The organism is Rhodococcus opacus, assembly GCF_012396235.1.
In the GTDB taxonomy this organism is placed as follows: domain Bacteria; phylum Actinomycetota; class Actinomycetes; order Mycobacteriales; family Mycobacteriaceae; genus Rhodococcus_F; species Rhodococcus_F opacus.
Map to the genome: position 1 here is coordinate 27,260 of NZ_JAAXPA010000042.1, position 23,557 is coordinate 50,816.

Consider the following 23,557-nt stretch of genomic DNA (forward strand, 5'->3'; position numbering starts at 1 on the left):
CCCCCGAGGCTGGGTGTCGCGAGCGTGATAACCGGCCTCGGGGGCGTGGGGCCCGCAGTGTCAGCAGACCCACGAACCCGTACTGGTCTTCGACCTCGGCGGCGGCACCTTCGATGTGAGCCTGCTCGACGTCGGCGAGGGAGTGGTCGAGATTCGTTCCACGGCCGGCGACTCCCACCTCAGCGGCGACGACTTCGACCGACGCCTGGTGGACTACCTCGCCGACGAATTCCAGTGTGCGGAGAATATCGATCTGCGCAAGGATGCGCAGGCATTGCAGCGCCTCTTCGAGGCCGCGGAAAAAGCCAAGGTCGAGTTGTCCTCGGTCACCCAGGCTCAGGTCAACTTGCCCTTCGTCACCGCAGACGCGAACGGTCCCAAGCACCTCACCACCACGATCATGCGATCGAAGTTCGAGGATCTGACGGCGGATCTGGTGGAACGCTGCCTCGACCCCGTGAAGTAGGCGATGAGTGACGCCAAAGTCACCGCCAACGACATCGACGAGGTGATCCTGGTCGGTGGTTCGACGCCCCCGTGCTTAGACGCCGCACTCGTAAGGAATCAACACGCACGTGTCTCAAGTAGGTTGACAATTACCGTCGGTACCCACGATTGGCCTATACCGTCGCTGCGCGTGCAACCTCGTGTCGCCAGACTGCGCCGGTGTTGAAGTTGGCGCCCAGGTCGGGAAGATCCTCCCAATCGGCGTCGTCGATGTCGACGAGCGTGCCACCCGCGCTCACGACAGCCAAGGACATGCGCGCCAGCTCTTCCAGGCTGGCGGCCTGCAGAACCGACTGTTGCACCGACGACGCGACGGAGGTGATGCCATGTCCGCGGCAGATGACGACGGGCCGATCGCCCATCGCCGTCACCATTTCCTTGCCGAGTTGGGTGCGATGAATCAACACCGCGCGGCGGTACACCGGCACCCCACCCCGCGCAAGAACTGCACCGGGGATGTCGTAGGCCCCGTAGATGGGCCGCAGCGAGATACCCGCTAGGTCGGCTGCAACAATCGACGGGGGGTGCAGGTGCGCTACAGCTCGGATGTCGGGCGAGGCCCGCATCGACTCGACGTGAACGGGCAACTCCTTAGGTACCTGATAGCCGTTGTCGAGTTCACCTGGAGCGCCGGCTGTTCCGTCGAATCGTACGAGTCGAATGTCGGACGGGCGTGTATAGGCCACGCCGGTGTCGTCTGCACTGCGACACCTGATGAGCAGAAGGTCATGGGAGACTCTGAAGCTGATGTGGCCCAGGATGCCCTCCATCAAACCCCGGGCAGCGGCAACCCTGCACGCCTCGGCTACGACGACCCGTGCACCCTCGATATCCTTCTCGTTCATGTGGTTTCCTTGACCGTGGTGCGGGCTGACACCGTCATTGCCTCGAGACGTTCCGCAAACTCGACATATTCGACCCCGAGTGCGATCGCTTTGCGGGCGGTGACAAGCGCTTTCGGCCAATTGACGACGACGACCCCGGTCAGTCTGCCTTTCTCGTCGGGGTAGCAGACCGCGAACTTAGCCTTGTTCGTCACCTCGCCGATGACAGTGTGCGTCGACGAGCCCGCCAGTCCGACCGTCTGTATCTTCCAGTCGTACTGATCACTCCAGACGTATTCGACCGGTTCGTGGCGCATCTTCTCGTCCGGGCGAGCGATATTCCGGGCGACCACGACAGCTTGCTCCACCGCGTTCGTCCAGTGCTCGAACCGGGTCGAACCGCCGCGTCGGGTGTTGTCGAACCGGCACACGTCGCCGACTGCGTAGATGTTGTCGTGACCGATTGCACGGCAGTACACGTCACACACCACACCATTGCTCACCTCCAGACCGGAGGACTCGAGCCAGTCGTCGTTCGGTATCGCCCCGATTCCGACGACCACCGTGTCGGCGGCGAGCGTCGACCCGTCGGACAAGCCGATCGCGAAGGACCCGTGCTCACCGTGCACGGACTCGACACCGACCCCGAATCTGGTGTCGACGCCGCGACGCCGATGGAGGTCGATGAACAGCTCGCCGATCTCCGCACCCATCACGCGTGCCATGGGCACGGGTTCTGGATCCACCAGCGTCACGCGCATCCCGAGTTCGACCGCGGTTGCCGCGGTCTCCGCGCCGATGAAGCCGCCGCCGATAATGACGAGGTGGTCGGTGGTGCCGAAATGGCGTCGTAGTGCGCGGGCGTCCGCGGCTGTTCGTATCACGTGCAGGCCGTTCGGCGTTCCCCACGGTGACGGCCGGGCGCGAGCGCCGGTGGCGAGCACCAGGTTGTCGAACGCGACCCTCGTACCGTCTGCGAGTTCGACATACCGGTTTGCCGTGCTCAGCCCTACGGCTGGTTGGCCCAACCGAAGCTCGAGATCGAGTTCCCGAGCCTGTTCGGTGGTCAACAACGTAATCTCGGCCATCGTCGAGCCACCTGCCAGGATCGACTTCGACAACGGCGGCTTGTCATAGGGCAGTTCACCTTCGGCACCCAGGAGAACGATGGCGCCCGGATACCCTTCCGACCGCAGTGCCTGCGCAGTTCGGACACCACCGATCGATGCACCGACGATGACCGTGGTCGATTCCGGCATCAGTCTTCGATCCAGAGCGCGGAGACCGGGCAGGACCGGGCAGCACTGTCGACGCGTCCCCGTTCCGATTCGGGGACCTCCACACTCAACAGTTCGACGACACCGTCGTCGTCGATGTCGAAGTAGTCGTCGGCAGCGACGACGCAATTGGCATATCCCTGACATGCACCAAGATTCGCTTTGACGACAGCCATCGCGGTTTCCTCTCTTTCCGAACTGGTCGAACTCGTATCAGCGGGTCGAAGGTTTGGGGGCTCCGATTCCGAAGCCGCCGTCGGGATGCGTCGCGCCTGCGGTGATTCCTCGGGATCTGTCGGAAGCGAAGAAGACGAAGCTCCACGCATGGTCCTCACCTGAGAGGGCCACGTTGAGCGGTGTCCGCGCCGCCAACTCGCGTGCACGATTCGGATTGTCGTCGAGTCGATCGGCGTCGCGTCCCAGGCTCGCCAACCCGCGCAGGTCGGTGTTCAACGTGCCGCCTGGGGCGACTCCGTTGACGCGAATATTTGGGGCGAGCTCGTAGGCCAGGGTGGTGACCAGCCCGCGTACGGCAAATTTGGAAGACACGTAGAGCACTCCGCCTCGTCCGGGATAGAACGACGAGGCAGACTCCGCCAGCACGATCGACGATCCGCGGTGCTTGCGCAGCTCCGGTACGGCGGCCTTGACCGAGTGCATGTGGCTGAGCACGTTGGTTCGGAAGATCTCGTCGAACGCCACGTCGAGTGTGTCCGCGGGGATGTCCTCTATGCCCTGGTAGAAGTCGAAGATCCCGACACAGTTGACCAGTGTGTCGAGCCCTCCGAACTCGGCGACCGCAGCCGCGACGGCAGCGTCGTTGTCCGCCGCGCGTGTGGCGTCACCTTCGATGACCGGTACCTGGGGTAGGTGTTCGCGCAGCACCCGACACTTGTTCGGGTCACGCTCGAGTACCGCGACGCACGCGCCTTCGGCGAGGAACGCATCGACGACTGCTCGCCCGATCCCCGAGCCCCCGCCAACGACAAGTGCCCGCTTGCCGTCGAGCCAGCCAGTCATTCGTTGTCTCCCTCTGCGATCAACGGAGCAAACATGTTTCCCACCATCGCGGCGAAGGTAGCCGGGTTCTGCCAGGTCAGCGCCTCGAGTTCCAGCGGGTCCACACAGACCCACTGCCCGGACTTCGGGGCGTGCACCAGGAGCCGTACGCCGTTGCGGGTCGCCACCTTGTGCACGCTGACCTCGGCGAATTCGTTGGCGATGGTCAGCGGATCACCGACGGCACCAGCCAAGAGCTGCGCGAACTCGTCTGTGGCACGGCGCGCGGCGCGTGCGTCCTGCTCCTCGCCTTCCCACTGCAAGCTCATAGGAACACCGCGAGATTCTGCATCCGCATCACGGACTCGTCGACAAAGATGGTGCGTCGTGCGAGCTTCCATTCGTCACCTACGCGCCTCAGCAGATCCTCCCGTCCACACGAGACGAGTGCCGACTCATTGACATCCCCTCTGCTGCGAAACAGCAATTCGGCGCTTTCGACGACGAGGTGGTCCTCGGCGTCGGTGAGGAAGGTCCGGATGTTGGTGATGTAGTGGCGCAGTCGTGACGGGGGATCCTCGGTCCACGCGTGCTCGGTGACGAACCGCGCGACCCGCCGGCTCAGCGAATACTTGTTCTCATCGAAATGTGCCATTCCTGGCGAGGTGTCGAATCCCGAGTTGAGCGCCGCGGTTACCCGAACCGGCATGATGTAGTGGATATCGTCGGTGATGTTGTCAAGCCAGGTTTCGTATTCCTGTGCGTCGAGCAGATATGCCTCGTCGATCAAGAATTGGTGCGCGTCCAGGTGCCGTCGATCGTCGAACCGCAGCGGAGTTCCAGTACGCGTGACGCGCGATGCATGGTCGCCCAGCACGGCTTGCTCCGAATAGGTCGAGCCTTCACCTACGCGGCTGTAACCGGTACTGGTAGCTCGCACAGACGTGGTCATGCCAGCACCGCCCCGTTGACAGTCGCGTCCTTGCTGTGGGTGCCGGCGGCGTGGTCGCAGCTGCCGTTCGTCGGAGTCATCGGCCTGATACCGTCTGGATTGTCGGTTCCCACCGATGTCGGCCCCACCTCCAGTGCCGGCTTTTCGAGGTAGTCCGCCCACATTTCGAGAAGTTTGCGCTGATTGGCCTCGTTGTATCCGACCTGCGCCGTCCCGGGGCCGTGGAACTCGTCGGCGGTGAGCTCCTCGGAGACGCGTGTCCCGTCCTCGAGCAGACCCATGCGACTGTTGAGTAGCAGGCGCCGCGCCATCGATCCTGCGGAGGTGTTCGTCAGCGATACCCAGTTCTCGACATCGTCCTGTTCGAACATGCCGGTGGATCCGAAGCACATCAGGTATGCCTTGTACGACTTCTTCTTGAATTCTTCCGGCGCGCTCCGGTCGACCGCGAAGAAGGACAACACCTCGGTCTCGTTCTCACTGATCGGTTGCCAGAGTCGAATGGAGATGAACGGCAGGACGTCGTCGCCGTCCTCGACCTTCGGCCAGTTGTGGACGAAGCTCAGGTTCGGAAACACCGATGCTGCCGAGATCATGAAGCCGTCCGCGCCGATTACTCGCTGCTGCTCGTCCGACCACACATCCTTGGCCCGGTCGGTCATCTCCGCGGTGTATCCCACGTACTGCATGCGCTCGTCGAAGGTGCCGTCGGGCAACTTGTACGTCGTTCCCCCACCTGGTCCTGCCCAGTAGGTTGCTCCATCCTTGCGCTTCTCCGCTTTGGGTTCGCGGAACAGGCCGATCTCGACGACCGAGGTGTGTGTCTGCGGCGTGTGGTACATGTCGCCCGCGAAATTCTCGGCTCCGATCTTCCAGTTCGCTTTGACCCTCCAACGCTGCGGGCCTCGTACCTCGAGCCCCGACTCGCTCTGCTTGGTGTAGTAGTCGAGGTAGAACTTGAAGTCGCCCAGATAGTCCGACAGCGATTCGGCGTTCGGATCCATATTGATGAAGATCATTCCGTTGTAGCTGTCGAGATTGGGTGCAGGGAGGAGTGTCTGGCCCTTCTTCTTGAAGCCCTCCTCGCCCCCGTACGCCTCCTCGTGGAACGGCAGTCCGATGATGCGGCCGTCGTTTCGGTACGACCAACCGTGATAGGGGCAGCGAAAGTTCGACGCGTTTCCCATTTCCGCGCGACACACCTGCATCCCGCGGTGCAGACACATGTTGAACATCGCCCGAATCCCACCCTTGGAGTCGCGGGAGATGATGAATGAATCCTCGAGCACCCGGCGGACAACGTAGTCCCCCGCCTGCGGTACCTCAGATTCGTGCGCGACGAACAACCACGATCGACTGAAGACGGTCGCCTTCTCACGCTCGAAAATCTCTTTGTCGTTGTAGATGTGCGCCGGGATCATGCCGCGGCGAATGTCTTCCATCGCTTGCACGTGGTGGGTCGTCCGGGGTTCCAAGGTTCATTCCTCTTCGATCGACGATGGCAGTCTCTCTGCTATGCAGAAGTGCCTTCTGTTAGATAGATGTTGCTCTCTTGAGCCCGACGAGTCAACCCCCTGCGCGTACGCGCATTCCACCTGCTGGCAGGTCGACCGCAAACCCGACCTGAGACGTATGCTCTCTGCTATGCAGAACCACGGTCCACGGCAACAGGCGCCGGAGGCGATACCACCGCAGTACCCGATCGAATCCGTCGACAACGCACTTCGTCTGCTGTTGCTGCTCGGTGAACAGCCCGAAATTCGGCTGACCGAGGCGAGCCAGTACCTCGGAGTTGCGTCGTCGACGGCTCACCGACTTCTGGCGATGCTCCAGTACCGGGGCTTCATTCGGCAGGATCCGGCCAGCAAGGCCTATCGTCCGGGCCCAGCGCTGACGGGGGTCGCGTTTGCGATTTTTGCCAGGCTCGACATTCCTCAGACGGCGGCACCGATCCTGCGCACCCTCAGCGAGGAACTGCGTGAAACTGTCCATATCGGGGCACTCGACGGTCGAACCGTGCGCTTCATCGCCGCCCTGGAGAGCCCATCTGCAGTCCGGGTTGCGTCCCGGTTGGGCAAGATCATGCCGGCGCACTGCACGTCCACCGGGAAGGCCATGCTGGCGGAACTTTCCCTCGACGAACTGCATCAGCTGTACCCGACCGAGGAACTGGAACCGGTGACTCCACAGTCCATCAGCACGCGGACCGAGCTCGAAGCCCAACTGGAAGAGGTCAGAAGGAACGGGTACGCGGTCAACCGGGAGGAATCCGAGGAAGGTGTTGCCTCCGTGGCCGTCTCGGTCCCGACGAACGCCCCCGGCATGCGCCTGGCAATGAATGTTTCAGCGCCCAAGCACCGCCTGCGCCCGGCACAGGTACGCAGCATCGGCCGCGCCCTGACGGACGCGGCTGATCAGCTAGCGGCAGCGCTCGGGTGAGTGTCCGGTCCACCCGGCGAGGTACGTTCTCGCGGGCACTGTGACCGTCAACTCGACGACGGAACGCTCTCGAGGTAGGCGCTGGCCTCGTCGAGTCCGACGACGTCACCGTATTTGGCGTCGATATCGAAGAGGCTGGCAGTGTGCGGTAGTGCCGCCCGGTCCCCCACTGCGTCCTCGACCACTATGGTGTGGAACCCGTACGAGCAGGCGTCTACCGCGGTGGCACGAACACATCCGCTCGTGGTGCAGCCCACGATGATCACGGTGTCGATCCGGCGGCTGATCAACCGAGCGGCCAGGTCGGTGCCGAAGAAGCACGATGCGTACTTCTTCACCAATGTCGTCTCACCTGGCTGTTGTTCGAGCCGCTCGTCGATCTCGACCCATTGACTGCCCTCGACCAGATACTTGTTCGAGGGGATCTTGCCGATCCAGGCGCCGGCCTCTTGGAGTTCCGCGTCGTAGGCCACTGTGGAGAAGATGATCGGCACCTGCGCCTTTCGCGCGAGCGCGAGGAGAGTCTTCGTTGCGTCGATTTGGGTATCGAGGTCACCTGCGAGCGGCGAACGGCGATCGGTGAAGCCCGTGATCAAGTCGACCACCACCACTGCCGGCCGCACGCCGAAGCCGATGCGGCCGCCCAGACCTTTCTCCCGGAATTCGGTGCGCAACCGCTGGTATTCCTCTGCTGCGGCAGTCAGGGCGCTCATCAGTGTCCTCCGGAAAATGGGTGTGGGCATGGGACGGAAAGGCCCACTGCCGATTCGGATAGTTGCGTGCGGCGATCAGTTGACCGCGTCGGTGATCTTCCGTTCGATGGCCCACAGGGCGATGTTGCCCACCAGCGCCATCGAGACCAGCAGCATGATCACTCCGTACATCGTCGGTAGATCCAACTTGCCGTACGCAAGCATCGCCATCTGCCCCAATCCTGCTCTGGTCGCGAAGAACTCGGCGATCAGTACATTGATGAAAGCAATGCTGAATCCGATTCGGATACCGACCATGAGAGAGGGCGCCATCGCGGGCACCACGATTTTGCTCATTGTCTGAAGCGGACTTGCACCGGTGGCCCGGCCGAGTTTCAGCAGGATGGGGTTGATGGCGCGTACTCCCGCCGCCGTCGAGACGATGATGGGGAACACCGCGGCCAATGCAGCCATTGCCGACTGTGCTCCGAGTCCCAGGCCGAAGATCTGCAGCAGGATCGGAAAGAAGATTACGCGTGGTATGGCGAAGGCACCCGCGATGATCGGATCGAACACATCACCGAGAAACTTGCTTCGCCCGATGATGTATCCGGTCGGGAAGCCCACCGCTGTTGCGACGACGAATCCGAGTCCGACAGCACTCATCGTGGCGTTGAGATTCCTGTAGATGGAACCGTCTGCGAACAGTCCCCATACCGCCGACATCGACGAGCCCGGGGACGGCACAAGTTCGCTGGTCGCTGCAATAAGCGCCCAGACACCGATCAACCCGATGACGATGAGTATTCGCAGGAGGTTGTCGGTCCACCGCTGTGGCAGGCGGAACCGCTGTTCCGTATTCTGTTTGCCTGCTTCGACTTCGGTTCCGGCGCTGAGCGTGGTGGCGTTCACAACATGTCCCTTCGAATGGCTCGTTCAGCTAGGCCGAGTGCACTGTTCACTGCGATGCTGAAGACCACGACAATGGCAATGTAGGCCCACATGTCCGCGACGTAGAGTTCGCGGTACATAAAGCCCGCACGAAACCCCAGGCCTTTCGACGCCAGAATGAACTCCATCGCGATGGTGCCGATGACTGCGTAGATGAATCCGAGCTTGATCCCGGGAAAGATGAGCGGCGTGGCGGCCGGGAACAGCACCTTGAAGTATTGCTGCCGGCGCGAGGCATCGACCGATCGCGCCAGTTTGTGCAGTACCGGTTTGACGTCTCCGAGCGCCACCATCGTGGTCAGCGCTATTGGAATGAGGGCCATCGTGCTCGCGATGACGATGATTGGTCCCGCGTTGAGTCCGAGCACCGCGACCAGAATCGGGTAGAACAGCAATGTCGGCATCGCGTACCCGGTGACGATGAATGGTTCGAGGACTCGACCGATGACCCGGACCCTCCAGAGCAATACCCCCAGGGGCACCCCGCCGAGCACGCCCAGTGCGAACGCCGCAAGTATGGTCACGCTCGTCCGCGTCAGATCGGTGACGAAGTGGGTGCTCGGGATGATTGCCGCGACGTGGGCGAGTATCTCGGACGGCGCGACCATCTGATTGCGGTCGATCCAGCCGGTTCGCGTTGCCGCCTCGAGCAACAACACAAGAGCAACCAGCATCGTCCAACGTACGACGCGTGCCCGATGTTTCGCTCGTCGGAATCCAGACCTTGGCGTTTCGTGGAGGGCCGCCTGCGGCGAGGTCACAGTCATGTGGCATCCGTCCCGTGCCCCAGTGTCTTAGCGGCCTCTTCCTTGATGATCGACCACAGGTGATCCTCGAGTTCCTTGAATCTGGCCATGGCGTGTGTGCCGCTCGGGCGTGGACGGGGTAGCCCGACGTCGATCACCTCTCGGACCACCGATGGACGTGCCGACATCACCCAGATCTGATCCGACAGATAGATCGCCTCTTGGATGTCGTGGGTAACGAAGAGTACCCGATTGTGGGTCTGCTCCCAGATCTTCAAGAGCTCGCGCCCGATGAACTGTCGCGTCTGCTGATCCAGAGCGCCGAACGGTTCGTCCATCAGCAGAATTCGAGGATCCGTGGCGAGTGCACGGGCGATCGCCACGCGTTGACGCATACCTCCGGAAAGCTGCCCGGGCCGGTGCTTCTCGAAACCCTTCAAGCCGACCAGTTCGATCATCGCACGCGCTTTTTCCAGGCGCTCGTCCTTGTCGACGTGCTTGATTTCCAACCCGAAAGCCACATTGTCGAGAACACTTCGCCAGTGCAGGGTCGAGTCTTCCTGAAACACCATGGCGGTGTCCTTACGGGGCCCTGTGACAATCTCCCCATCGATGGTCACCCGTCCATGCGAGGGAACAAGTAAGCCACAGGCCATGTCCAGCAAGGTGCTCTTTCCGCATCCACTCGGACCGATGACCGATACGAACTGGCCCTCCGCGATCGATGCCGTGACGTTACGCACGGCCTCGGTCCGCCCGGTGTCGGAATCGAAAGTCATACCGATACCGTCGAAAGAGACGTTCTTCGATTCGACTTGTGTAGTGGTCATGTTCTCTTCCCGCCTTATAGTTCGACTACAACTGCGTCAATATCGACCTTGCCGCCGAGTCGTCCGGCCTCGACGCCCGAGGCCACGACCGCTTCGAGTTGCGGGCGCGCGAAGTCGAGACTGAAGAAACCTCGCGAATTCTCCAACGCCGCCAGGGCGATCTCGGGCTTGTACTTGATTGCGCGGCCATAGATTTCGGCTGCCCGCTCGAGATCCGTATCGATCATCTCGATACCGCGACCCACGGCACGCATCCACCCCGCCAAGACGTCCCGATTCTTTTCGATGAACGGGGTGGTGGCACATAGGCAGGTGTCCGACCAGTCCTGGACGTAGTCCCGGGATCGCCAGATCACCTTCGCGCCGGTTTCGGCGATGATGCGCTCGGACAGCGGGGACGCAGTCCACGCGACATCGACAACGCCCTGGGAGGCGACGGTCCACGAATCGCTCGCGGATCCGACGCTGAGCAACTCGACGTCGACGCCGGGTGTCAAACCCGCCAACCGAAGCGTCTTCTCGGCGAAGTCGGTCGAGTTCGATCCCGGGCTGCTCACACCGATGGTGCGGCCCCGAACATCTTCGATCGTGTTGATCGGGGAGTCAGCGGGGGCGATGAAGTCCACAGATGCCGCGGTGTAGACGTTCCCGAACGCCTTGACGTCGAGTCCGCGCTCCACGGCGATGAACACCGGAATCGTCGCCGAAGTGCCGAATCCGATCCCGGAGCCGATTCCCCGCACGGTGTCCAGCCCACCCGGGAACTGAACGTTCTCCAGCGCCAGCATCTCTTCTTCGTAGTAGCCCTCGGACGCTGCGATCAGAAACGGGGCCGAATGGATCAGGCTCGCCAACCCCGTGATGGCGACGTCACCTCGGTAGACGCCGTCCCTACCTCGGGACTGGGTAGCACACCCTGCGCCGGCTCCCACAGCAAGGAGACCCCCCAGAGCCGCCGTCACTCTCATGAAATCCCGCCGACTCAGCGAACTACTGCCCATATCGACCCGATTCCTTCTGTAGTCCCGTCACACCTGGCCCCGAAAGTGAAGCACATCACGTGACTGTTGTACAGAAGCTAACTCTGGTCTGCAGAGAGACGGTGTTGCGGGTGTCCCCAAATGCCACACTGCACCGTGGGTGCGCAGAACCTCGCGCTTTCACGATGATTGAGCGGAAGTCCACCCCTGCGACACAACCCCGTTCCCAGCCAGACCCAACGGGTCACGGCTCCATCCCCGAGGTCTGGTGGCGGAAAGGCTGACCTTGGTGTTCCTGATGGCGTCGGCCGACTCGATGTACCTGATCGGCAAGTCCCGCGAACATCCGAAGCACGTGGGGTCCTGGCGCTGCTCGGTCTCCCGGTTCCGATCACCGTCGATCATCGCACTCGGCTCCGTCGTGTCGCCTCCGTACCCGCACAGGTCCTGAAAGGCTCGGCCCTCCTGTGCGCGCTCATGGCCGCGTCGCTATTGCCCGCGTCGGTTTCGCCGCCCTCATGACCTCATCGGCCACGACAGACAATGACTCCAGCACAACCGGAAGTCACCTCCCGCAGGGGAGCCCCGCATGCGTCGACACAGACACGCTGGGAGCGTCGCACGCTTCTCCGTAACGCGGGGGGTGTGAGTTGCAGTCTGGGTGGGATCTCACAGAAGCCGGCCGAGTCTTGCTGCGTATTTGTTCAGTACGGGCACGGCTGCCTCACGGATGTCGTGCAGGGTGGTTCTGGCTGTGGACGTACTGACACTCATTGCCGCCACGGTTTCGCCCCGGGCAGTCCGGACCGGTACGGCTATCGACAGCATGCCGAGTTCGATTTCTTCGTCGGTGCAGGCCACGCCGCTCTCCCTCGCCGTCAGGATTCGCTCGCTGATGGCATCGACATCGGTCAGCGTCTTGGGTGTGCGGGGCTGCGGGTGGCATTCTCGGAGGTAGTCGTCGAGTTGCGTATCGGGGAGTCCGGCCAGCAGTACTCGACCGGTCGCGGAGCTGTGGGCGGGCAGTTTGGCGCCGACCCGGACTCCGGTCGCGACGATCCGTGCGGCCTCGGCGCGGGCGACGAACAGGGACCACCCGTCTTCGAGAACCGCGAGCGACACCGACTCGCCCAGCGCATCGCGGGCCTCGGCCAACTGCGGCTGGGCAAGTTGCGGCAGTGGCGCGGTGTCCAGATAGGCGCCGCCGAGCCGAAGCATCCTGGGTGTCGGTCGGAAGTTTCCGTTGTCGTGGGTCAGGTAACCGAGCTCGACGAGAGTGAGCAGGCAGCGGCGCGCCGCGGCGCGGGAGGTGTTCGTCCGCTGAGCGGCGTCGGTGACGGTCAGTTGCGGGTGGCGGATGCCGAAGGCCTCGATGACCGCCAGGCCCTTCGCCAGTCCGGCCATTCCCTCGGGAGCGCGGGCAGCACCCTTGACACTTCCCTTATCGTCCGGCTTAATTGTTCGAGAATTGCTCATCTGTTCGTTATACGAACAGCCACGGGGCTTGTCAAGTCCCGGCGAGCGAGTTCTCTGATGTCCCGACTGGTTGTCCAGACTGAGGAGAAATTATGGAAAGCAGCGTTGTCCACACGGTCCGCGAGACCACGGCGGATTGGACTGACGACCTCACCCGGGTGCCGTATCGGGTGTTCCAGGGCGAGGACATCTACGCAGCCGAGCAGACCAAGTTGTTCCATGGCCCGTATTGGAGCTACCTGTGCCTGGAGGCGGAGGTAGCCGGCCCGGGAGACTACTGCTCCACCTTCGTCGGCGAGACGCCGGTGATCGTGGCGCGTGATCGCGACGGTGAGCTCTACGGCTTCGAGAACCGGTGCGCCCATCGCGGCGCCCTGCTGGCGCTGGACGACCGCGGAAACACGAAGGACTTTACGTGCGTCTACCACGCGTGGAGCTACAACCTGCAGGGCGATCTGACCGGCGTTGCGTTCAAAGATGGGGTCAAGGGCGAAGGGGGAATGCCTGATTCGTTCTGTATGGAGGACCACGGACCGCGCAAGATGCGCATCGCCGTCCTCTACGGTCTGGTCTTCGGGAGTTTTTCCGATGACGTGCCCGACATCGAAGACTATCTCGGCGAAGAGATCACGAGTCGGATCGCCCGTGTCCTCGGTGGACGCACCCCCGAGATCATCGGACGCTTCACACAGATCCTTCCCAATAACTGGAAGCTGTACGTAGAGAACGTCAAGGACTCCTACCACGCCAGCATCCTGCACCTGTTCTTCACGACCTTCGAGCTCAACCGACTGTCGCAGCGCGGTGGGATCATCGTCGACGAGAGCGGCGGCCACCACGTCAGTTACTCGGCGATCGACCGAGACGCCGAGAAGGACGTCGCGTACTCGGATCAGAACATCCGGTCCGAAAGCGCCTACAAACTGGCCGATCCAACGTTGCTCGAGGGGTTCAGCGAGGTCGGTGACGATACGACGCTGCAGATCCTCTCCGTCTTCCCGGGCTTCGTGCTGCAGCAGATCCAGAACTCCGTGGCTGTGCGCCAGATCCTGCCGACCGGGGTCGAACGAACACGGCTGAACTGGACGTACCTCGGCTTCGAAGAAGACACTCCCGAGCAGCGGGAAGTACGACTCAAGCAGGCCAACCTCGTGGGCCCCGCAGGCTACATCTCGATGGAGGACGGCTGCGTCGGAGGCTTCGTGCAACGCGGAATCACAGGTGCGGCAAGCCAGTCCGCCGTGCTCGAAATGGGAGGCTGTCTCGCCGAATCCAGCGAAAGCCGTGTCACCGAAGCATCGGTCCGCGGCTTCTGGAAGGCATACCGGGCCGCGATGAACCGACAGGAAGAGGCATGAGCGTGAACGACTTCCAGCGAATCGGCCGTGTGCAGGCCGACTACTCCCGCTGCATCGACGAGGGGCCGCTCGAGCAGTGGCCGGACTTCTTCGTCGAAAACTGCATGTACCGGATCACCACCGCACAGAACTACAGCGAAGGCCTGCCCGCCGGACTGGTGTGGGCCAACACTCGCCGGATGCTGGTCGACCGCGTATCGGCGCTGCGTGAAGCCAACATCTACGAGCAACACACCTACCGTCACATCCTGGGCCAGCCCTCAGTCCTGGAAGAGAACGGTGACGGTATCCATGCCGAGACCAGCTTCCTGGTGGTACGGGTGATGCGTGACGGCCAATCCGACATCTTCGCCAGCGGGCGGTATGTCGACCGCTACGTCGACGTGGACGATCAGTTGAAGATTGCCGAACGAGTCGTGGTGTGCGACAGCACCAACATCGATACCCTGTTGGCGCTCCCGCTATGAGTGGGTCCCCTCCGCGGGTCTTGCTCACGATCGGCGATCCGAATGGAATCGGCCCCGAGCTCGCGGTGAAGGCCGTCATGGCAGCGCAGGAGCATCCCGCATTCAATCCGGTCCTGGTGGGCGATCGATGTGTCGTCGAGCCGCTCGCCCGCTGGGCAGGCATGACGGTCCGCGAGACAGCCGACGGCTTGGCCACGCCCGTGACCGATGTCGTCGACCTGCTTCCGGTGCACTCGCTGCCCGCTGGGGCTTTCGCACCGGGCCGGGTGACAGCAGAGGCTGGGAAGGCGACGGTGGCGTATCTGGAACGGGCGGTGCGATGTCTGCAGGGCGGCGGAGCCTGCGGCATCGTCGCATGCCCGCACTCGGAAACCGCGGTCAACGCCGCCGGCATCTCCTTCGACGGATATCCGAGCTTGCTGGCCGAACTCGTCGGCGCGCGGCCCGATCAGGTGTTCTTGATGTTGATCGGTGCCGGTTTGCGCATCGTGCACGCAACGTTGCACGAATCGCTGCGGGATGCGCTTCGGCGCCTCACGCCCGAGCTGGTGCACGGGGCGGCACGTGCCGCGGTGGAGACGTTACAGGCGCAGGGCATCCCGTCCCCGCGCATCGGCGTCTTCGGCATCAATCCACACGCCGGCGAGGGCGGTTTGTTCGGTGACGAGGACCTGCGGGTGACAGCGCCAGCGGTGGAGCGGCTGCGCGCCGCAGGGATTGACGCCTCGGGACCGGTCGGGGCCGACCTCATGCTGGCAGACCCAGGCTTCGACGCGTTCGTCGCCATGTACCACGATCAGGGCCATATTCCCGTCAAACTCCTCGCTGGGCGCAGCGCAGCCGCGATGACGATCGGCGCCGGAGTGCGGTTCTCCAGTGTCGGCCACGGCGCGGGGTTCGACATTGCCGGCAAGGGCACAGCCGACCCGGATGCGGTAGTCGGGGCGCTGCGACTCATCGGCGCCGCCGAAACCCACATGTCGGCACCCGGCACCTTTGGAGCTACCTCATGACCTACACAGTAACTGTCACCGGAACGGACATTAGCTTTCCGTGCGAGCCCGATGAGAGCGTGCTCGACGCGGCGGAACGTTCCGGATACGCGATCCCGTACTCGTGCCGCAAAGGCGTGTGCTCGAGTTGCGAAGGCGCACTCGATGCCGGCTGCCTCGATGTGCGCGGCTGGGGGATGTCGCAAGGCCCTCAGAGCGGAGTGCTGTTCTGCCAGGCCCGGCCGAGCACCGACACCTCGATCACGCCCAAGCGGATCACCAAGCAGGACAGGGTGATACGCAAGACCCTGACCGCAAAGGTCCATCGGATCACCCGTCCGTCGCCCGATGTCACGGTGGTGCAGCTGCGTCTCCCCACCGGGGTGCGTGCGAAGTTCGCTGCCGGGCAGTACCTGAAAGTCTTTCTCGACGACGGTGACAGCCGGAATTATTCGATGGCGAATCCGCCGCATGAGAACGACGGAGTGCAGCTTCACATTCGTCGGGTGCAGGGTGGACGCTTCTCCGATGAGGTGCTCGGCGGGCTCGAAAAGGGAACCAGACTGAGGATCGAGCTGCCCTACGGCGAGTTCTCACTGAACCCCGACTCGGACAGGCCGGTCATCTTCGTCGCCAGTGGCACCGGCTTCGCCCCGGTCAAATCGATCATCGAGGACCACCTCAAACGTGGTGGAGAACGGTCCGTGCACCTCTACTGGGGCGCACGAGGACAGGGCGACATCTACCTACCCGAGTTGCCCGAGAAGTGGGCCTCGGATCCGGGTCGTGTCTCATTCACTCCCGTCCTGTCACATCCCGCGGAGGACTGGACCGGACGCACCGGGCTCGTTCATCGAGCGGTGCTCGAGGACTACGCGAACCTCAGCGACCACGAGGTCTATGCATGCGGAAGCCCCGCAATGACCTCGGCGGCACGCGAGGATTTTGTCCACGAGGCCGGTTTGGCGCCAGACAATTTCTATTGCGACGCCTTCGTACCGTCGGGCGAGCCCGTTGTCACCGCGTGATCCGCTACCACGACCACATCATCCGGGAAACCGGGCATCAGATAATGTGAGGCAATCATGTCCTTAGCACCATCGCGCGTGAAACTGCCGGATTTCATCGATTCGCGGCCAGTGAGTCGATACCAGTACATCGTGATCGCTTTGTGTGGGGTGGTCATGTTCATCGACGGCTTCGACACTCAGAGCATCAGCTACATGGCGCCCCACATCGCCGAGGAGTGGGGCCTGTCGAAACAGGTGCTCGGGCCCATCTTCTCCGCCGCTCTCGCCGGTCTCATGGTCGGCTATCTGGCGCTCTCGCCGCTGTCCGAGCGGTTCGGCCACCGCCGGATGATCCTCACGAGCACGGTCATCTTCGCCCTCGGCACGTTGGCGGCGGCCTGGTCACAGAACGTCACCGAACTGATGGCGTTGCGCTTCATCACCGGAATGGGGCTCGGTGCCGCCGCGCCGAGTGCCATCGCACTGACGGGCGAATTCAGCCCCAAGCGTCTTCGGGCAACCTTCGTCCTGGTGATCTATTGCGGCTTCTCCCTCGGATTCGTCGCGGCAGGGCTGGTCTCCGGTTGGCTGATCCCGATCCTCGGCTGGCGGTCGGTACTCGTCGTCGGCGCAGTAGCACCGCTGCTCCTGCTCCCGGCGTTGCTGCGCTACCTGCCGGACTCACTCACCTCAATGATCAACAGAGGCGCGGAGCCCAACAGAATCCAGGCGATCTTCCGCAAAATGGATCCCGCCCTCGCCGTCGGCCCCGACATCACCTACGAGGCCGAGAAGCGGACCGACGGACAACGCACTGCACTGAGGAGCCTGTTCACCCGTGACCGGGTCTTGGGAACCCTGCTGCTGTGGCTGGTCTTCGTCATCAACCTCGGCGAGTTCTACGCGCTGCAGAGCTGGCTACCGTCGATCATGACGAGCCTGGACTACGACATGGGTACGGTGGTCACCGCCACCACCCTCACGACTGTCGGCGGCATCGCCGCTGCATTTGTCACCGGGCCCTGTATGGACCGACTCGGCGCGTACGTCACCCTCGGAACCGTTTATGTCGTCGGATTCGCATTCGTTGCGCTGACCGGTGTCGCCTTTACGGCACCGTTGTGGGTCCTATTGACGGCCAATTTTTTTGCGGGGGTCTGCATCAGCGGTGGGCAGAAGAGCCTCATCGCGCTGTCCGCGGTGTTCTATCCGACATCGATGCGGTCCACCGGGGTTGGATGGGCGTTGGGTGTTGGCCGCCTCGGCGGCATCGTCGGGCCGATCGCTGTCGGAGCGGCACTCGGCATGGGCTGGTCTGCCAGTGCAGTCTTCTACGCAATGTCAGTCCCAATGCTCGTCGCCGGAGCTGCGGTCTTCCTCCTCGGCCGCTGGGTCCGAAGCGACAATCACCCCGATCGCAAGTCGGCAGAAAGTCATTCGCTCGCCCGCAAGTAGTGTGGATCGGCAACACCGGCCGGGTGATCTCAAGGCCTGCGATCTCCAGCTGGGTCGGCTACCACGACCGCGGTGCACAGGCAACGCGCTGCCACCCCGCCTGGGCGATGTCACCCCCTTCGTGATCTCGCGGCCGTCCAGTTCGAGACCGAGCTCGCCGAACCGTGGGACGGCGGTACCGTGGATACCGAGGTCATTCTGGGCCGAAAACCAAGGCCCGGCCTCGGCGTCGAACCTCGGATTTCGCGTTCCCCGCCACACCCCAAGGGCGAAGATCTGCAAACTGTTCGGCCGCCCGGCCTGGACGGCACCCGGCGCTGTTCCAGGCCCTCGACGGCCCGAGTTCTGGTGGGTCATCGGAAAAGTGCACGACGTCAACCTTTTAAGAACGTGGAGTCGGCGGACGAACTCCATGGAACCCGCAATTCGTCAAGTCAAATGAGCACCCAGTTCCGTTCCCGGGACGCCTCGCAGGCCTGAAAATGGGGTCGGGTCGCCTGCCGACGCCGACGTATTCTTGGGAGTGTAAGCCCGTAAATAAGCCTGGGGCCGGGGCCCGACCTTGGAAAGGTCATGCACTGTTGCTTCGAGCACGCCGGTCAGAATTTCGGATTCCCTCGACCGAGGCCCCAGGCGGCCCGCCCGTGGAGAGTGCCGACGCGACTGGAGGACAAACAAAGTGAAGCCGGAACCGGAAGAGATTCCCGACGACGATCACGAGTTGGTGATCGATCGGGTTGCTGCGATCGATGTGGCCAAGGCGGCGGGCACGGTGTGTGCCCGAGTGCCGCGGCCGGGCCGGGCAGGCCGGCGGGTCAGCCGGGTGTGGGACGTGACTGCCACCACCGCCGCGGTCACCGAACTGGCCGACAACCTGGTCGGCGACGAGATTCAGAGATAGAGCCCCGGGGAGTGGTGTAAATCCTTGAGCGCGTTGCTCTGCGAGTGCGGTGATCAAACTGTAAGGGCGGTCGCCCCGTCACTCGAACAATTCGGGTATGCGCGTCATTGTCTCGAAATACGGATCCGCACCGGTGAACGTGGCTATCTCGATAGCCGACAGGATCTCCTCCACGCTGGCACCTGCATCCAGCGCGGCCCGCGTATGGATCTGCACGCCTGGGACGTATAGGTGTGTGACCACGCAAGAATTGGCAATGTAGATCAATTCACGCAACTTCACTGGCAGCGAACCGAATTGGGCCCCGACGGTGGAGAAGTTCATGTAGGCCTCGAACATGTCCGGGTCGAGCGCCAAGACATCGTCCCATCTCTTGTGCCAGTACCCGCGCTTCTGTTCGAAATCCGCACGCAGGTTCCGCTGTCGGTCGCTCAGCCCGAATGGAGGACGAATCCCCCGTTCGGACAGAACTTCTGCAACGGCCGGCGCCCCGATCGACAGCGCATGGATACTCATGATGCTGACCAGCTGCAATACGTCACGGACTTCGGCTCGACTCGCGCCGAGGTCGAGAGCCGCCCGCACATATGCACGCAGTCGCGGCCAATTCGTGCTGGCAGCGTTGCCTACGACAGCGACCCCAATCAGCGCTTGTTCGATAGGGGTGAGCGCCCCACGGGATCGGGGGACGTCGACCATAGCGCCAAATCTGTCGAAGAACTCTGGGGAATCGTGGTACTCGGCGTCGAGCGTGTCGTTCCAATCATCGAGGTGACCGGATAGAGCCTGCACGGGGGCCAAATTCTCCTTGGAAATTGTCATCGGCAAGCCTGCTCAGAGCAGCTACGATCGTCCTCGGCCTTCTCGCGCAATCCCGTGCCGCGGTGTACCTCAGTGCCGTTTGGGGGCTGGCCTTCGGCGGGGCTGCCAGTCTGCTGCAGCCCGCTACGCCTTCCCGCCTTGCACACCCATGACGGATGCTGACCACAAGGCTCACTGGACGCCGGGTTGTACGCTTCGCAGGCCCGCGATCATCGCGCCTCGTTCGACGGTTGTCACGTCTCCTCGATGCGTTGCCGCTGCCGGACCCCGTACGCCGCCTCCTTGACGGCGGCGTCGTCCTCGAGACCCGACCCGAGGGCCCCACCGATGGTTGCGATGGACGCCAGCAGCCAGGTGAGCGTGAGGTAGTCGGAGAAGTTCACCGCGCGCCCGAGAACGGGGGACAGCAGTTCCGGGGGAAGAGCGAGGCACGTGGTGAACAGGAGCAGGCAGAACAGGGCCACGTGGAGGATGACGACGCCGATGACCAGGGTGGCCACGGTCGCGGTGTTGTACAGCACCGATCGATCGCGTTCCGTCGGCGACTTCGGCCGCTCCCACAGTTCGTGATCGAGGATCAGCCAGAGAATCATCGCTACGATCGACAGGATCGTCGCCGCACTCATACGCCATGGACCCATCGTGTCGGCGAACAACCAGATCGTGTCGGTGGCCAGTGCGATCGCACCCGTGGCGAACGCGCCGACGAGGACCTTCGACAGTCCGGTGACCAGTCGCCACGGCCGGTTGGCCCGCACCATTCCCGACAGCAGCCGCAGCCGCCGCAGCCCCGAGGGCGCGAAGTACCGGATACCGTCCTTGATCTGCGCGGACCGGAACCGTCGCGCCGCGCCGGGGGGCATGAGTTCCGGTTCACCGAGGACGCAGGCGATCGCGAGTTCGGTGACGGTGCGGACGCGGCGCTCGATGTAGACGCCGCCCACCCCGGGGACGGAGATGAGCGCGAAGAGGTAGTCGGCGCTGACGTCGGCCACCACCGGCAGGGTGTCCTCGCGGCGTGGTAGATCGGTGAGGTACACGACGATGTCCTCCGCTTCGGAGGACGGATCGACTGTGTCGATGACATCTGCGAAGTCTGCTTGCTCGTCGGGGAGGTACGGTTTTCGGCGCACGCACGTCGTCCACCGACGCTCGGGGCGATCACGGCTCTGCAGGCGTTGCGGCAGGTACTCCGCGATACGTTCCGCGAGAGCCGCAGGCGTGCCCGGATCCGCGATGAACAGCACCGAGACCTGCTCACCGGCCGCACTGGATTGCACTCCCTGCAGGTGCTCGTTCACCGCCTTCGCGTACCCGCTCGGTCTGCCCCCAAACTCCAGCCAGTGCGTGCGAGTCCACTACAGCGCCGCCGCGGATCTCCGCCGCCTCTGTCCCGTAGACACCATGAGCGGCCGAGGATGCACCGTCGACACGACTACAATCGGCTAGCCAACGCAACGTGCCGGGCCGCAGCACCGATTCCGTCCACGCGCGTTTCGGTCGCTCTTGGAATCGTCGTTCAGCCGGCGGGGCGGTCTGTCACGGTAACCGAGATCTGCTGGGTCTCGCCGCCGCGGAGCACGGTCAGTTCGACTCGATCGCCTGGGTCGACGGCACGGATCGCCGCGATGAAGTCCTCCGCCGACTCGGTGTCGTGGCCGTTGACCGCGGTGATGACATCGCCCGGCCGGATACCCGCGGTCGCTGCCGGACCGAGCGGGACGACCTCGAGGACGACGACACCGCTGGTGCGGTCGACCGCCAGTTGTTCGGCGATCTGCGGGGTCAGTGTGCCGGGCTGAATGCCGACGTACGCATGCTGGGCGGTTCCCGAGGCCAGCAGCTGGTCCGCGATGTCGACGACATTCGCCGCGGGGATGGCGAAGCCCAGAGCCACCGCACCCGCCGACGGGGGAATGTAGGCCTGGCTCATCCCCACGACCCGCCCTTGTCCGTCGATCAGCGCACCCCCGGAGTTACCCGGCGAGATCGCGGCGTCGGTCTGAATCAGGTCGACCAGCGGCGCCCCGGTGGAGGCCGACCCAGGGATCTGACGGTGCAATCCTGAGATGATGCCCGAGGTGACCGTGGCCTCGAACCCCAGCGGACTACCCACGACTACGGCGAGCGCGCCAACCTCTGGCAGCGCTGTCTCGAACGTCGCCGCAGTCAGATCCGTGCGGTCCGCTTGAAGGACCGCGACGTCGGTCACGCGATCGACGGCCCGCACGTTCGCGGACACCTGTTGCCCGTCGGCGAAGGCCACACTCACCTGCCGGGCACCCTCGACCACGTGGGCGTTGGTGACGATGGTGCCGTCGGTCTTGTAGACGATGCCGCTGCCCACGCCGGACTCGGTGAGCACGGTGACGACCGAGGCCTCCACCTGCCGGACCAGTGCCGGCAGGTCTACGGCAGACCCCGCTGAGGGCGTCGAGGTGGTGGGAGCCGAGGCGCCGCATCCTGCGAGGAGGAGGACCACGATCGCGACCAGCGGCACCCAGATCGAGGAACGTACGGTCGACGGCGCGCGCATCAGCGACCGGTCCCGTACGACATCGGTCTCCTGCATGCACCTACTGCGAGTGGGCCCACCCGATCAACATACTCCTGCTTGCTCCCGTGGTCGGCGACTCCCGACCCGCGTCACATACCCATGGAAAATCTACATCGACGATCACAGTGCGCGTGTCTCAACTGCTACGGCGACGAGTCGTATACTGTTGTACTACTTTCACTTTCAAACCAGCTCCCCGGTTTCCGCCCGATTCGGTTGCCGTACAGTGAAATCAGCGTTTAGTGGACTCCACCGGATGGGCTGATCCAACAGCTGGAAAGTAGATTTCGTCACTGGTTCGATTCTGCACCAGGGGATTAGGGTCCACCACCGAGGGCCGGCCTGATCCTCTACATGAGGATGAAGTAGCTGTTATTCCCAGCGCTCCCGCGACTGTACTGTCAGGGTGGAATCGACTTCCTGCTTTCGACCTGCGGGGCCCTAGGCACCCACCTCCTTCGGCTGCGAAGATTTCCTATCGGGAGTTCAACTCATGGAATTCCCGGAGTAGTGGCTGATGCCCGGAGTGCGCGTACCGGCCGCCTCGAGCGGGTACCGGCGGACATCTATGCCCTGGGCGAGGTGTGGACGCCACTGTTTCCCGTTGTGTGGACGCCCGTAGGGCGAATCTTGATGACGCCCAGTGGCGGATGAGGAACTAACTCTCAGGCGGTTGAGCTTCCGGGAGCTCAAACGGTTGACCGATCGACCGAACGCCGAACTGGTACGCGCGGGCTCGGCGAATCCAAGTCATCGACGCCTAGGGGGCGTGATGTCAGAGTCCAGTGGCGGAACCTCCGCCGTAAGTCCACACCCACCTGCACGCCAGGTGATTGCGACATTCAACACCTATGCCGACGCCGAGAGCGCCGTCGACTACCTCTCCGACCAACATTTCACGGTAGACAAACTCGCCATCGTCGGCCGCGATATCGAGCTGGTCGAACAGGTCCTCGGCCGATTGAATTACGGCTGGGCCGCTCTGCGCGGCGCCGCCGCGGGCGCGCTGACGGGTGCGCTGTTCGGCTGGATCTTCGGGTTACTCGATTGGGTCCAGCCGCTGCTCACGGGCCTCGCGCTCGCCTTCTACGGGTTGGTGTTCGGTGCCGTTGTCGGCGCTCTGCTCGGCCTGCTCATGTATGCGCTGCAGGGCGGCCGGCGCGACTTCACCTCAATCCAGTCATTACAACCACGTCACTACGAAGTCCTCGCCGATGTCGAGGTCGCGGACGAAGCCGTCCGCCTGCTCACCGGCCGGACCGATCGAAAGGAATGAGTCATGGCGACCGCTGTGGGGATAGACCTGGGCACCACCAACTCGG

Annotated in this window: 25 protein-coding genes and 1 pseudogene; 10 read left to right on the plus strand and 16 right to left on the minus strand. The window is 63.3% G+C overall.

All coding sequences use genetic code 11. From position 1 onward, the window contains the following. Positions 1–61 precede the first annotated feature (61 nt). Positions 62–562, plus strand: a pseudogene (locus HGB39_RS35175) (Hsp70 family protein); the annotation flags it as partial. Positions 563–620: 58 nt separating this feature from the next. On the opposite strand, the gene phtC reads toward HGB39_RS35175, so the two are convergent. The 7 genes from phtC to HGB39_RS35210 form a co-directional block, all read right to left on the minus strand. Then, the gene (gene phtC, locus HGB39_RS35180) at positions 621–1,352 is read right to left on the minus strand and encodes a 3,4-dihydroxyphthalate decarboxylase (RefSeq protein WP_005574177.1); all 732 of its coding nucleotides are present in this window, start codon (positions 1,350–1,352) and stop codon (positions 621–623) included. After that, positions 1,349–2,590, minus strand: a complete 1,242-nt coding sequence (locus tag HGB39_RS35185) for an NAD(P)/FAD-dependent oxidoreductase (protein ID WP_005255999.1) — start codon at positions 2,588–2,590, stop codon at positions 1,349–1,351. The genes phtC and HGB39_RS35185 overlap by 4 nt, the downstream gene beginning before the upstream one ends. Continuing rightward, positions 2,590–2,784: a ferredoxin gene (locus tag HGB39_RS35190; RefSeq protein WP_005256000.1), complete on the minus strand. Its 195-nt coding sequence runs from the start codon at positions 2,782–2,784 to the stop codon at positions 2,590–2,592. The genes HGB39_RS35185 and HGB39_RS35190 overlap by 1 nt, the downstream gene beginning before the upstream one ends. Positions 2,785–2,821: 37 nt before the next feature. Next, a complete protein-coding gene (hcaB, locus tag HGB39_RS35195; RefSeq protein WP_005256001.1) occupies positions 2,822–3,628 on the minus strand; it encodes a 3-(cis-5,6-dihydroxycyclohexa-1,3-dien-1-yl)propanoate dehydrogenase in 807 nt (268 codons plus the stop codon). Beyond that, positions 3,625–3,936 carry a hypothetical protein gene (locus tag HGB39_RS35200; protein WP_005574176.1) on the minus strand — a complete coding sequence of 104 codons (312 nt, stop codon included), beginning with the start codon at positions 3,934–3,936 and terminating at the stop codon, positions 3,625–3,627. Before HGB39_RS35200 ends, hcaB begins: the two co-directional genes overlap by 4 nt. After that, positions 3,933–4,484, minus strand: coding sequence for a 3-phenylpropionate/cinnamic acid dioxygenase subunit beta (locus tag HGB39_RS35205; protein ID WP_005256003.1), 552 nt, complete (start codon positions 4,482–4,484; stop codon positions 3,933–3,935). Before HGB39_RS35205 ends, HGB39_RS35200 begins: the two co-directional genes overlap by 4 nt. A 71-nt stretch (positions 4,485–4,555) precedes the next feature. Beyond that, on the minus strand, positions 4,556–6,001 hold the full coding sequence (locus HGB39_RS35210; RefSeq protein ID WP_005256004.1) for an aromatic ring-hydroxylating dioxygenase subunit alpha: 1,446 nt from the start codon (positions 5,999–6,001) through the stop codon (positions 4,556–4,558). A gap of 190 nt (positions 6,002–6,191) precedes the next feature. Here HGB39_RS35210 and ophR point away from each other — a divergent pair, with 190 nt between their 5' ends. Beyond that, entirely contained in the window at positions 6,192–6,998 is an 807-nt protein-coding gene (gene ophR, locus HGB39_RS35215) for a transcriptional regulator OphR (protein ID WP_514120901.1), read from the plus strand. 47 nt (positions 6,999–7,045) lie between these two features. Here the strand turns inward: ophR and HGB39_RS35220 are convergent, their stop codons facing one another. The 5 genes from HGB39_RS35220 to HGB39_RS35240 form a co-directional block, all read right to left on the minus strand. Then, entirely contained in the window at positions 7,046–7,711 is a 666-nt protein-coding gene (locus HGB39_RS35220; RefSeq protein ID WP_005566457.1) for an N-carbamoylsarcosine amidohydrolase, read from the minus strand. A 75-nt stretch (positions 7,712–7,786) separates the two neighbouring features. Next, entirely contained in the window at positions 7,787–8,602 is an 816-nt protein-coding gene (locus HGB39_RS35225; RefSeq protein ID WP_005566456.1) for an ABC transporter permease, read from the minus strand. After that, the gene (locus HGB39_RS35230) at positions 8,599–9,315 is read right to left on the minus strand and encodes an ABC transporter permease (RefSeq protein ID WP_210753181.1); all 717 of its coding nucleotides are present in this window, start codon (positions 9,313–9,315) and stop codon (positions 8,599–8,601) included. The genes HGB39_RS35225 and HGB39_RS35230 overlap by 4 nt, the downstream gene beginning before the upstream one ends. A gap of 89 nt (positions 9,316–9,404) precedes the next feature. Then, positions 9,405–10,217, minus strand: coding sequence for an ABC transporter ATP-binding protein (locus HGB39_RS35235; protein WP_005256009.1), 813 nt, complete (start codon positions 10,215–10,217; stop codon positions 9,405–9,407). A gap of 14 nt (positions 10,218–10,231) precedes the next feature. Beyond that, positions 10,232–11,218 carry an ABC transporter substrate-binding protein gene (locus tag HGB39_RS35240; protein ID WP_120660235.1) on the minus strand — a complete coding sequence of 329 codons (987 nt, stop codon included), beginning with the start codon at positions 11,216–11,218 and terminating at the stop codon, positions 10,232–10,234. A 247-nt stretch (positions 11,219–11,465) separates the two neighbouring features. Here HGB39_RS35240 and HGB39_RS35245 point away from each other — a divergent pair, with 247 nt between their 5' ends. Beyond that, on the plus strand, positions 11,466–11,648 hold the full coding sequence (locus HGB39_RS35245; protein ID WP_037203489.1) for a hypothetical protein: 183 nt from the start codon (positions 11,466–11,468) through the stop codon (positions 11,646–11,648). 218 nt (positions 11,649–11,866) lie between these two features. Here HGB39_RS35245 and HGB39_RS35250 read toward each other — a convergent pair whose 3' ends face one another. Continuing rightward, the gene (locus tag HGB39_RS35250) at positions 11,867–12,673 is read right to left on the minus strand and encodes an IclR family transcriptional regulator (RefSeq protein ID WP_241769537.1); all 807 of its coding nucleotides are present in this window, start codon (positions 12,671–12,673) and stop codon (positions 11,867–11,869) included. 92 nt (positions 12,674–12,765) lie between these two features. Here HGB39_RS35250 and HGB39_RS35255 point away from each other — a divergent pair, with 92 nt between their 5' ends. From HGB39_RS35255 to HGB39_RS35280, 6 genes are all read left to right on the plus strand, one after another. Further along, the gene (locus HGB39_RS35255) at positions 12,766–14,031 is read left to right on the plus strand and encodes an aromatic ring-hydroxylating dioxygenase subunit alpha (RefSeq protein WP_005256012.1); all 1,266 of its coding nucleotides are present in this window, start codon (positions 12,766–12,768) and stop codon (positions 14,029–14,031) included. Beyond that, positions 14,028–14,498, plus strand: a complete 471-nt coding sequence (locus HGB39_RS35260) for an aromatic-ring-hydroxylating dioxygenase subunit beta (protein WP_005256013.1) — start codon at positions 14,028–14,030, stop codon at positions 14,496–14,498. The genes HGB39_RS35255 and HGB39_RS35260 overlap by 4 nt, the downstream gene beginning before the upstream one ends. Beyond that, positions 14,495–15,511, plus strand: coding sequence for a PdxA family dehydrogenase (locus HGB39_RS35265; protein WP_005566453.1), 1,017 nt, complete (start codon positions 14,495–14,497; stop codon positions 15,509–15,511). Before HGB39_RS35260 ends, HGB39_RS35265 begins: the two co-directional genes overlap by 4 nt. After that, positions 15,508–16,518, plus strand: a complete 1,011-nt coding sequence (locus HGB39_RS35270) for a 2Fe-2S iron-sulfur cluster-binding protein (RefSeq protein ID WP_043789745.1) — start codon at positions 15,508–15,510, stop codon at positions 16,516–16,518. The genes HGB39_RS35265 and HGB39_RS35270 overlap by 4 nt, the downstream gene beginning before the upstream one ends. Before the next feature lie 132 nt (positions 16,519–16,650). Beyond that, on the plus strand, positions 16,651–17,955 hold the full coding sequence (locus HGB39_RS35275; protein ID WP_231137766.1) for an MFS transporter: 1,305 nt from the start codon (positions 16,651–16,653) through the stop codon (positions 17,953–17,955). Positions 17,956–18,634: 679 nt separating this feature from the next. Further along, positions 18,635–18,856, plus strand: a complete 222-nt coding sequence (locus tag HGB39_RS35280) for a hypothetical protein (RefSeq protein ID WP_005566448.1) — start codon at positions 18,635–18,637, stop codon at positions 18,854–18,856. A gap of 78 nt (positions 18,857–18,934) precedes the next feature. Here HGB39_RS35280 and HGB39_RS35285 read toward each other — a convergent pair whose 3' ends face one another. The 3 genes from HGB39_RS35285 to HGB39_RS35295 form a co-directional block, all read right to left on the minus strand. Then, on the minus strand, positions 18,935–19,678 hold the full coding sequence (locus tag HGB39_RS35285) for a carboxymuconolactone decarboxylase family protein (RefSeq protein ID WP_054247903.1): 744 nt from the start codon (positions 19,676–19,678) through the stop codon (positions 18,935–18,937). 233 nt (positions 19,679–19,911) lie between these two features. Beyond that, positions 19,912–20,979: a hypothetical protein gene (locus HGB39_RS35290; RefSeq protein ID WP_005562379.1), complete on the minus strand. Its 1,068-nt coding sequence runs from the start codon at positions 20,977–20,979 to the stop codon at positions 19,912–19,914. Positions 20,980–21,197: 218 nt separating this feature from the next. Then, a complete protein-coding gene (locus HGB39_RS35295; protein ID WP_054247905.1) occupies positions 21,198–22,214 on the minus strand; it encodes a S1C family serine protease in 1,017 nt (338 codons plus the stop codon). Positions 22,215–23,007: 793 nt separating this feature from the next. Between HGB39_RS35295 and HGB39_RS35300 the strand changes: the two genes are divergently transcribed. Beyond that, positions 23,008–23,511: a general stress protein gene (locus HGB39_RS35300; protein ID WP_054247904.1), complete on the plus strand. Its 504-nt coding sequence runs from the start codon at positions 23,008–23,010 to the stop codon at positions 23,509–23,511. The last annotated feature ends 46 nt before the right edge of the window (positions 23,512–23,557 follow it).

What these genes read in the sequence shown, in the direction of transcription:
- HGB39_RS35235 (WP_005256009.1), bottom strand. Translation starts at nt 10,217, where the DNA reads ATGACCACTACACAAGTCGAATCGAAGAACGTCTCTTTCGACGGTATC.
- HGB39_RS35295 (WP_054247905.1), bottom strand. Translation starts at nt 22,214, where the DNA reads ATGCGCGCGCCGTCGACCGTACGTTCCTCGATCTGGGTGCCGCTGGTC.
- HGB39_RS35300 (WP_054247904.1), top strand. Translation starts at nt 23,008, where the DNA reads ATGTCAGAGTCCAGTGGCGGAACCTCCGCCGTAAGTCCACACCCACCT.
- HGB39_RS35200 (WP_005574176.1), bottom strand. Translation starts at nt 3,936, where the DNA reads ATGAGCTTGCAGTGGGAAGGCGAGGAGCAGGACGCACGCGCCGCGCGC.
- HGB39_RS35190 (WP_005256000.1), bottom strand. Translation starts at nt 2,784, where the DNA reads ATGGCTGTCGTCAAAGCGAATCTTGGTGCATGTCAGGGATATGCCAAT.
- HGB39_RS35250 (WP_241769537.1), bottom strand. Translation starts at nt 12,673, where the DNA reads ATGAGCAATTCTCGAACAATTAAGCCGGACGATAAGGGAAGTGTCAAG.
- HGB39_RS35240 (WP_120660235.1), bottom strand. Translation starts at nt 11,218, where the DNA reads ATGGGCAGTAGTTCGCTGAGTCGGCGGGATTTCATGAGAGTGACGGCG.
- HGB39_RS35255 (WP_005256012.1), top strand. Translation starts at nt 12,766, where the DNA reads ATGGAAAGCAGCGTTGTCCACACGGTCCGCGAGACCACGGCGGATTGG.
- HGB39_RS35220 (WP_005566457.1), bottom strand. Translation starts at nt 7,711, where the DNA reads ATGAGCGCCCTGACTGCCGCAGCAGAGGAATACCAGCGGTTGCGCACC.
- HGB39_RS35230 (WP_210753181.1), bottom strand. Translation starts at nt 9,315, where the DNA reads ATGCTGGTTGCTCTTGTGTTGTTGCTCGAGGCGGCAACGCGAACCGGC.
- HGB39_RS35260 (WP_005256013.1), top strand. Translation starts at nt 14,028, where the DNA reads ATGAGCGTGAACGACTTCCAGCGAATCGGCCGTGTGCAGGCCGACTAC.
- HGB39_RS35270 (WP_043789745.1), top strand. Translation starts at nt 15,508, where the DNA reads ATGACCTACACAGTAACTGTCACCGGAACGGACATTAGCTTTCCGTGC.
- phtC (WP_005574177.1), bottom strand. Translation starts at nt 1,352, where the DNA reads ATGAACGAGAAGGATATCGAGGGTGCACGGGTCGTCGTAGCCGAGGCG.
- HGB39_RS35285 (WP_054247903.1), bottom strand. Translation starts at nt 19,678, where the DNA reads ATGACAATTTCCAAGGAGAATTTGGCCCCCGTGCAGGCTCTATCCGGT.
- hcaB (WP_005256001.1), bottom strand. Translation starts at nt 3,628, where the DNA reads ATGACTGGCTGGCTCGACGGCAAGCGGGCACTTGTCGTTGGCGGGGGC.
- HGB39_RS35265 (WP_005566453.1), top strand. Translation starts at nt 14,495, where the DNA reads ATGAGTGGGTCCCCTCCGCGGGTCTTGCTCACGATCGGCGATCCGAAT.
- ophR (WP_514120901.1), top strand. Translation starts at nt 6,192, where the DNA reads ATGCTCTCTGCTATGCAGAACCACGGTCCACGGCAACAGGCGCCGGAG.
- HGB39_RS35185 (WP_005255999.1), bottom strand. Translation starts at nt 2,590, where the DNA reads ATGCCGGAATCGACCACGGTCATCGTCGGTGCATCGATCGGTGGTGTC.
- HGB39_RS35210 (WP_005256004.1), bottom strand. Translation starts at nt 6,001, where the DNA reads ATGGAAGACATTCGCCGCGGCATGATCCCGGCGCACATCTACAACGAC.